Annotated in this window: 8 protein-coding genes and 1 riboswitch; all 8 genes read left to right on the top strand. The window is 29.6% G+C overall.

Annotated features, from left to right (window positions below):
- Positions 1 to 221: 221 nt before the first annotated feature.
- Positions 222 to 396: riboswitch (cobalamin riboswitch) on the top strand.
- Between the two features lie 78 nt (positions 397 to 474).
- The 8 genes from Q0K54_RS02435 (at position 475) to Q0K54_RS02400 (ending at position 7,230) form a co-directional block, all read left to right on the top strand.
- Positions 475 to 1,149, top strand: a complete 675-nt coding sequence (locus Q0K54_RS02435) for a DUF4430 domain-containing protein (RefSeq protein ID WP_294578257.1) — start codon at positions 475 to 477, stop codon at positions 1,147 to 1,149.
- The gene (locus Q0K54_RS02430; protein WP_294578256.1) at positions 1,104 to 1,988 is read left to right on the top strand and encodes an energy-coupling factor transporter transmembrane component T; all 885 of its coding nucleotides are present in this window, start codon (positions 1,104 to 1,106) and stop codon (positions 1,986 to 1,988) included. The genes Q0K54_RS02435 and Q0K54_RS02430 overlap by 46 nt, the downstream gene beginning before the upstream one ends.
- Positions 1,975 to 3,489 carry an ABC transporter ATP-binding protein gene (locus Q0K54_RS02425; protein WP_294578255.1) on the top strand — a complete coding sequence of 505 codons (1,515 nt, stop codon included), beginning with the start codon at positions 1,975 to 1,977 and terminating at the stop codon, positions 3,487 to 3,489. Before Q0K54_RS02430 ends, Q0K54_RS02425 begins: the two co-directional genes overlap by 14 nt.
- On the top strand, positions 3,486 to 4,172 hold the full coding sequence (locus Q0K54_RS02420; RefSeq protein ID WP_294578254.1) for an ECF transporter S component: 687 nt from the start codon (positions 3,486 to 3,488) through the stop codon (positions 4,170 to 4,172). Before Q0K54_RS02425 ends, Q0K54_RS02420 begins: the two co-directional genes overlap by 4 nt.
- 1 nt (position 4,173) lies before the next feature.
- Positions 4,174 to 5,622, top strand: a complete 1,449-nt coding sequence (locus Q0K54_RS02415; RefSeq protein ID WP_294578253.1) for a PQQ-binding-like beta-propeller repeat protein — start codon at positions 4,174 to 4,176, stop codon at positions 5,620 to 5,622.
- Positions 5,623 to 5,891: 269 nt separating this feature from the next.
- The gene (locus tag Q0K54_RS02410) at positions 5,892 to 6,161 is read left to right on the top strand and encodes a phosphocarrier protein HPr (RefSeq protein WP_294578252.1); all 270 of its coding nucleotides are present in this window, start codon (positions 5,892 to 5,894) and stop codon (positions 6,159 to 6,161) included.
- An 89-nt stretch (positions 6,162 to 6,250) separates the two neighbouring features.
- Entirely contained in the window at positions 6,251 to 6,730 is a 480-nt protein-coding gene (gene ybaK / locus Q0K54_RS02405) for a Cys-tRNA(Pro) deacylase (RefSeq protein ID WP_294578251.1), read from the top strand.
- A gap of 2 nt (positions 6,731 to 6,732) precedes the next feature.
- Positions 6,733 to 7,230 carry a cob(I)yrinic acid a,c-diamide adenosyltransferase gene (locus tag Q0K54_RS02400; protein WP_294578250.1) on the top strand — a complete coding sequence of 166 codons (498 nt, stop codon included), beginning with the start codon at positions 6,733 to 6,735 and terminating at the stop codon, positions 7,228 to 7,230.
- Positions 7,231 to 7,451: the final 221 nt, after the last annotated feature.

Here is a 7,451-nt window from a genome sequence, read left to right as displayed (position 1 = left end):
GCCGCACACTATCGTTGCAATGTCAATATTTTTCTTTTAAAAATGATAAAAATTTTATAAAAAAGAGAGGGCATATTTGCAATATAACCATCGATTGTCATTAAAATCTTAACTTAATGACATTGGACATAGCTTTGGCTATGTTTTTTTTGTGGAATTATCTAAAAATGGAAGTTCAACTTCCAATTTTGTTTCTTTGATGTATAATTGGTTATAAATAAAATACACGCATATTTAATGGTTGTTTAATTACATTAATAAGGAAGCTTGTGAAAATCAAGAGCGGTCCCGCCGCCGTAACGAGGAGTCAAGACAAATAAACCACTGGAGCCATCTGGGAAGGTGTCGCGATGAAGAATCGAAGCCGGAATACTTGCCATTATCTTAGGATACACTTTACGGATGATAGAGTAGTTCTATTTATGTCAGTTGGGAGTCCTTTCATGCGCACTTTTTTAGAAAGGATTTTTTATTATGAAAAAAATTATCTCAATTTTTCTTATTTTTATAATTTTATTGACTGGGTGTCAAAATAATAATCAAAGTGAGACAGTTATTAAAACAGAAGCTAAGGAAAATAGCGCAACAGGTTTAGTAATTGTATCTAATAATGTTATTGAAAATAGTGTTAATGAAAATACTGATTCAAATGACACTAGTATTACAAATAAACAAAATTCATCAAAAAACACTAAAAGTCAATCAAAAAGTGATAATCAAAATGTTAGTAGTCCATCTACTCAAGATAAGCAAGGAATAACAGTTACTATTGCAATTGAGTGTCACACATTATTGAATAATATTGATAATATTAAACCCGGGTATGTCAATTTTATTCCTAAAAACGGCATAGTTTTAAACAGCAGTGATATTCAGGTGGCTGCTAATGCTACAGTATTGGATGTTTTAAAACAGGTCTGTCAAGAACATAACATAAGTTTAAAAATTAGAGATAATAGTTATGTTGAAGAAATAGCCTATCTACCAGAGCAAATATTAAATTCAATTTATGATGGTTCGTCTGGTTGGATGTATAGTGTTAATGGTCAGTATGTCAAAGTAGGAGCTAATAAGAAAACCGTAAATGAAGGAGATGTGATTAGATGGATGTACAGTTGTTCAGGGGGAAACGATTTAACATGGTCATAAAGTCATTTAGACAGAGCCATCCATTAGTATTATTTTCATATATTACCTCGATGTTATTATTAATGATCATTCAAAGTCATTATGTAGTAATTACAGCTGGATTTATCAGTTTGGTTTTAGTTTGTTTTAAAAGTAATGTTACTAGATTTAAAAAATCAATAAAATATTTATTAGTTCTATTATTTTTGATTACTGTAACTAATCCCATCTTTGTAAGCGAAGGAATGGATGTGCTGTATCAAAATAATTATTTTACAATTACCAAACAGGCATTGATTTATGGGTTTGTTTTTGGATTATTGATTGTTTCTATGCTATTAGTGTTTAGTTTAGCTAAAGAATATATGAATGATAGTCAGATTATTTATTTATTTGGTTCTATTTTGCCAACTTTAGGATTAGTTATTTCGATGTGTTTTAATTTGATTAGTCGTTTAAAAAATCAGTATCAAAAAATTAAGGAAGCTAATTTGTTGATACCCTATAAAAATAAAATAAAAAAACAATATCAATTAATTGTTATGTTAATTACATATGCTTTTGAATCATCATTAGAAATGATTAATTCTATGAATGCCCGTGGTTATGGACAAGGTCATCGTAGCAGTTTTCATCTCTATCGTTTTAAAAAAGATGATTTATTAAAGTTATTGATAATTATTGTTTTAGATTTAGTTATTATTTTTGGCTATGTAAACTATTATGACAGTTTTTATTACTACCCCATGATTCAAAACTATCAGTTTAATTTTTTGGATATTATTTTTATTGGTAGCTTGGTAGTTTTAATTATTTTACCACTTTTGTTTAAGGGAGGAAAAAAGAATGTATCAGATTGAAAATTTGGGTTTTAGTTTTCTGGATACGGAAAATGTCATAAAAAATATTTCCCTGGAAATAAAAAATGGCGAATTTTTGGTTATTTGTGGTCCTAGTGGCTGTGGTAAAACAACTTTTTTAAAACAATTAAAGCCAAGTCTAACTCTTAGTGGCCAACAAAAGGGACAAATTACTTTTGATCCAGTTATTCAAGATGACACCAAAATTGGCTATGTTTCGCAAAATCCAGAAAATCAACTAGTTATGAATAAAGTTTGGCATGAAATTGCTTTTGGTTTAGAAAATCAAAATATTCCTTTAAAACAAATGAAACGTCGCGTTGGTGAAATCGTAAATTATTTAAATCTTCAAAATATAGTTGATTGTCAGTGTCAGGATTTATCTGGCGGTGAAAAACAGCTGGTAAATTTAGCCAGTGTTTTAGTTATGAATCCTGAAGTTATTTTATTAGATGAAGCTACAGCAATGCTTGATCCAATCAATCGTCAGGAATTTATTAAAATGGTACAGCAAATAAATAATGATTTTGGAATTACAATTGTTTTTGTCGAACATCAATTAGATGATCTAATTGAAATAGCCGATCGATTGTTAGTGATGGACCATGGAGAAATAGTAGTCTTGGATGAAACTAAAAAAGCAATCGATATTATGAATAAGCAGCAAATTTTCTTAGAAGCATTACCTGATTATGTTAAGATTTCTAAAATTATTGATCATTCAAGTTATAGTATCAAAGAAGCCCGTCAATATATTAAAGAAAATCAAAAAGTAACGATTAAAGAATATGAGGATATTGAATTTGTTCCACTATTAAAAATACGTAGCTTATCAGCTGGTTATCATTATCAGATTTTAAATCAATTAGATGTGGATATTTATCAAAATGAAGTTTTAACAATTGTTGGTGCTAATGGTAGTGGTAAAAGCACATTTATTCGTTGTTTAGCTGGTTTGATGAAATATGAAGGTAAGATTGAAAAGGTCCGCCATTTTGAAAAGATTGGTTATCTGCCACAAGATCCAACGACTTTATTTTTAGAAGATACGGTTGAAAAGGATTTATTGACAGTTGAAGATAATGTTGTCAATGTAGTTACGATGATGCAAAACATGAATATTACCGATTTAAAAGACCAACATCCTTATGATTTAAGCGGGGGACAACGGCAATTAGTTGCTCTAGCAAAAGTGTTATTGACAAAACCAGAATTATTGTTGTTAGATGAACCAACTAAAGGGATAGATGCAACAGCTAAAGAAAAGCTAGCATCATTAATTGTAGCTTTAAGTAAACATATGACGATTGTATGTATTAGTCATGATTTAGAATTTTCGGCTAAGATTAGCGATCGGGTTGCTATGTTATTTAATGGACAGTTGGAATCAATTGATACGATGCGTAATTTCTTTAAAGATAATTTATTTTATACAACTACTATTAATAAAATTATGCGCCAAGTTAATAAAGAGGCAGTTTTATTAGAGGATCTTTTATGAAAAAGTGGTCTAGATCGTTAATTTTTGTTATTTTAGGATTTCTAATTGCTTTTTTGGGAATTTGGTTATTTAATGATCAACGTTATAACTTAGTAATTATCTTGTTAGTAATTATTAGCTGTCTGTTGTTTTATTTTAAATATGAATCAAGTCATCCAAAAACTAGAGAAGTAGTGATACTCGCTTTGATGGTAGCTTTAACCGTTATTGGCCGTTCATTATTTATTATGTTTCCAAGTTTTAAACCAGTATGTGCGTTGGTGATAATAACGGGAATGGTTTTTGGTAAACAAGATGGTTTTATGTGTGGCTCCTTAAGTGCTTTAATTTCTGATTTTATTTTTGGTATTGGCCCTTGGACGCCATTTCAAATGCTAGCTTGGGGTTCGATTGGATATATAGCAGGGGTATTACGAATAGTTTTAAATAAAAACAAATATTTATTGTATCTATATGCACTTTTAGCGGGAATAGGATTTTCAATGTTTATGGATCTGTGGTCAGTTTTAACGATTGAAAATAGTTTTAATATTTATCGCTATTTGACCACTATTATAGCGGCACTGCCGGTAACTATAGTTTATATGATATCTAATGTAGTTTTTATCTTTTTGCTTAAAGAACCAATGGTTAAGATTATGCAAAGAGTTAAAATAAAATATGGAATTTTGGAAGGAGATTGAAATGAAGAAAAAAATTCTTAGTGGAGTGTTAGCAGTATTTATTTCTTTAGTTACAATTACTGGTGTTAATGCTCAAAGTTATAACTGGAATCAGTTTAGGGCTAATGGAAATGTTATCCAGGCTACTACACCAACTACTAGTACTACGACAAAATTAGCCTGGCTACAAAATTTTGTTGATCAAAGTTTATATGTCATTTATAGTAATCCTGTTATTGATGGTGGTTATATTTATATTGCAGTTGATGGAGAATTAATAAAATTAGATACTAGTGGTAATATCATTCAAAAAGCTAATTTAAATGCTAATATTTCCTATAATGCCTACATTGCATCTGGTGATGGCAAAATTTTTGTGGCTTTAGGAAATGGTACTATCCAGGCTTTTGATCAAGATAGTCTATCATCATTATGGATTTCTCAAAGTCAAAATGGTCAATTATGTTCACCATTAACATATTACAATGGTTATTTATATACGGGAACTACTTTATATGATGATAGTTATAATGTAGCAGATGGAACTTATTTTGCTTTGGATACTAGTGATGATGATCCTAATTCATCATTAGAAGTTAAATACAACAGCTGGGAATATTCTAATCAAGCAGGTGGCTATTATTGGTCATTGGCAACGATAGTAAATGACCAATACTTGTTTTTTGTCAGCAGTGGGGGAACAGTAGTTTCTAAAAATTTAACTAATGAGCAAACTACTGCAATGAATTTATCAGGTGAAAATATCAGTATTCGCAGTGGTATTGCCTATGGTGATGGTAAGCTATATGTATGTAGTCAAAATGGTCATTTATATGTGCTTTCATTTAATGATGGTTCTTTTAATTTAGAACAAGAAAGATTGTTATTAGATGGTAATGCCCAAATTACTGGAACACCAACATATGTTGATGGTACTTTATATTTTGGTGGTCGAAATGGTAGTTCATGGGAGTCTCCAGGATTTATTGCCAAATTAGATGTGGCAACTAATCAGATAACTACAGTAGAAACGGCTGGGTATGTTCAAGCATCTTTATTAGTAACAACTGGTTATGATGATGCTATATATGGATATTATACATGTAATTGTGAGCCAGGAAGTTTATATGTCTTCAAAGATACTGGTGATTCTTTGACTACTGAAGAACTATATCAACCAGAAAGTGATTATCAAAATTACAATATGTCAAGTGCTATTAGTGATGGCAATAAATTGTATTTTACTAATGATTCTGGAACTTTATTCGCTTTAGAAACTGGTGAAACTCAAATAACTGTACCAGATAATCAAGAAGATACTACTTCTACTATAGATACTGCAAACAATATTACTGAAGATCAAAAAGTAGCTTCAGTTAAAACTGGTGATGATAAAATTACCGGTGTACTATTATCATTGATTATTAGTGGTGGTGCTTGTTTATATTTGAAAAAAGAAATGTTTGATTAATGAGAGGGATTTTTCCCTCTATTAATTTTATGATATAATTAATTTCTGGTATAAATTTAACTTGAAGAGGTACCATAGTTAATGGTTTTTTTAATTTGATTATTGAAAAAAAAGAGGTGTTTTAGAGTTTGAAATGATAATAAAAAGCTAATTTTTACCGTTAAAATCAAATAAAATGAAAGCGCTAAATTTTTATCAAAAAGTTCTTTAAAATACGAATATTAGGTGGTATAATTAGTGTATAGAAATTTTTAAGGAGGAGTCATAAAATGGCAGAAAAAATATCTTTCGTTGTATCTGATCCAGTTGGATTACACGCAAGACCAGCTACTATCTTAGTAAATCAAGCAAGTAAATTCACAAGTGATATTAAGTTAGTATATAATGGTAAAGAAGTTAACTTAAAATCAATTATGGGTGTTATGTCTTTAGGTGTACCAACTAAAGCTACAGTTGAAATCATCGCTGAAGGTGAAGATGAAAAAGACGTAATCGCTTCAATTGCTAAAGTTATTAAAGAACAAAAAGTAGCAGAATAAAATAATTAATCCAAAAGAGATCCTCGGATCTCTTTTGTTTTGCAATTAAATTTGATATATTTATATCTAGTAATAAGGAGTTGGTGAAAATGGCTAAAAAAATCAAAACTAATGCGCTTAGAATGCTGGATAAAGCTAAGATAGCTTATGAAGTCAAGGAATATCAATATGATGAAGAGCATTTAAGTGGAGAACATATTATTGATCAAGTGGATTTGGCAGCCAAAGATATTTTTAAAACTTTAGTTTTAAAGGGGAATAATGGTTATCTAGTATGTTGCATTCCAGTTTTAGAACAGATAGATTTAAAAAAGTTGGCAAAATTATCAAATAATAAAAGCGTTGAAATGATCCATATGAAAGATTTATTAGGAGTGACTGGTTATATTCGTGGTGGTTGTTCTCCGGTGGGAATGAAAAAGCAGTTTCCAACTTATTTTGATCGTTCGATTGAAGAATGTACTCAAGTAGCTTTCAGCGCTGGTAAAAGAGGGTATCAAATGGTTGTTGATCCTCATGATATTATTAATTATCTTAACGGTATCGTTGGTGATGTAATCAGGAGCTAAAAATGATTCAATGTTATTATGGAAATGGTAAAGGAAAGACAACAGCAGCAATTGGTCAAGCTATTCGCTTATTGGGAGCTGGTAAAAAAATTCAGTTTATTCAGTTTTTAAAAGATGGAAATAGCAGTGAAATAAAGGTATTAAAACAATTAGGCATTTCAGTCTTTTATAAAAAGATGCCTGAATTGTTTATTGATATGCAAGATCCTAAAATGATTAAGGAAGTTAGTCAATTAGAAAATGAACTTTTTGATTTAATTGATAGTAATTATGATGTGATAATCTTAGATGAATTATTAGATGTAATTACTCTAAGTTTGATCAATGAAGGAAAGGTTTATGATTTATTAGTAAAACTAAAAGATGATCATGAAATTATTTTGACTGGGAGAATGCCTAGTCATAAAATAAAACCGATTCTAGATTATTCTAGCGAAATAAAAAAACACAAGCATCCCTTTGATAAAGGAATAAAAGCGCGTAAAGGGATTGAATATTAGATTAATTATTAAAACGGACATAGATTGTTTGAGTAATCAGATAATAAAGTTCGTTTTATTTTTTTAAATAAAATCATATTTTTACTGCTTTTTCTTCTATGTTGCCAAAAATTTATTTTTAGGACTATAGCTACGATGTAAACGCTAACTTTTTGATAAATTTGTAGTAATTTCGATACTAAAACAAGTAGTAAAATTAAATTGAATTTGCTATAATTAAA

The organism is uncultured Thomasclavelia sp., assembly GCF_944324745.1.
Taxonomy (GTDB): domain Bacteria; phylum Bacillota_I; class Bacilli_A; order Erysipelotrichales; family Coprobacillaceae; genus Thomasclavelia.
This window is presented reverse-complemented; position numbering and strand designations above follow the sequence as displayed.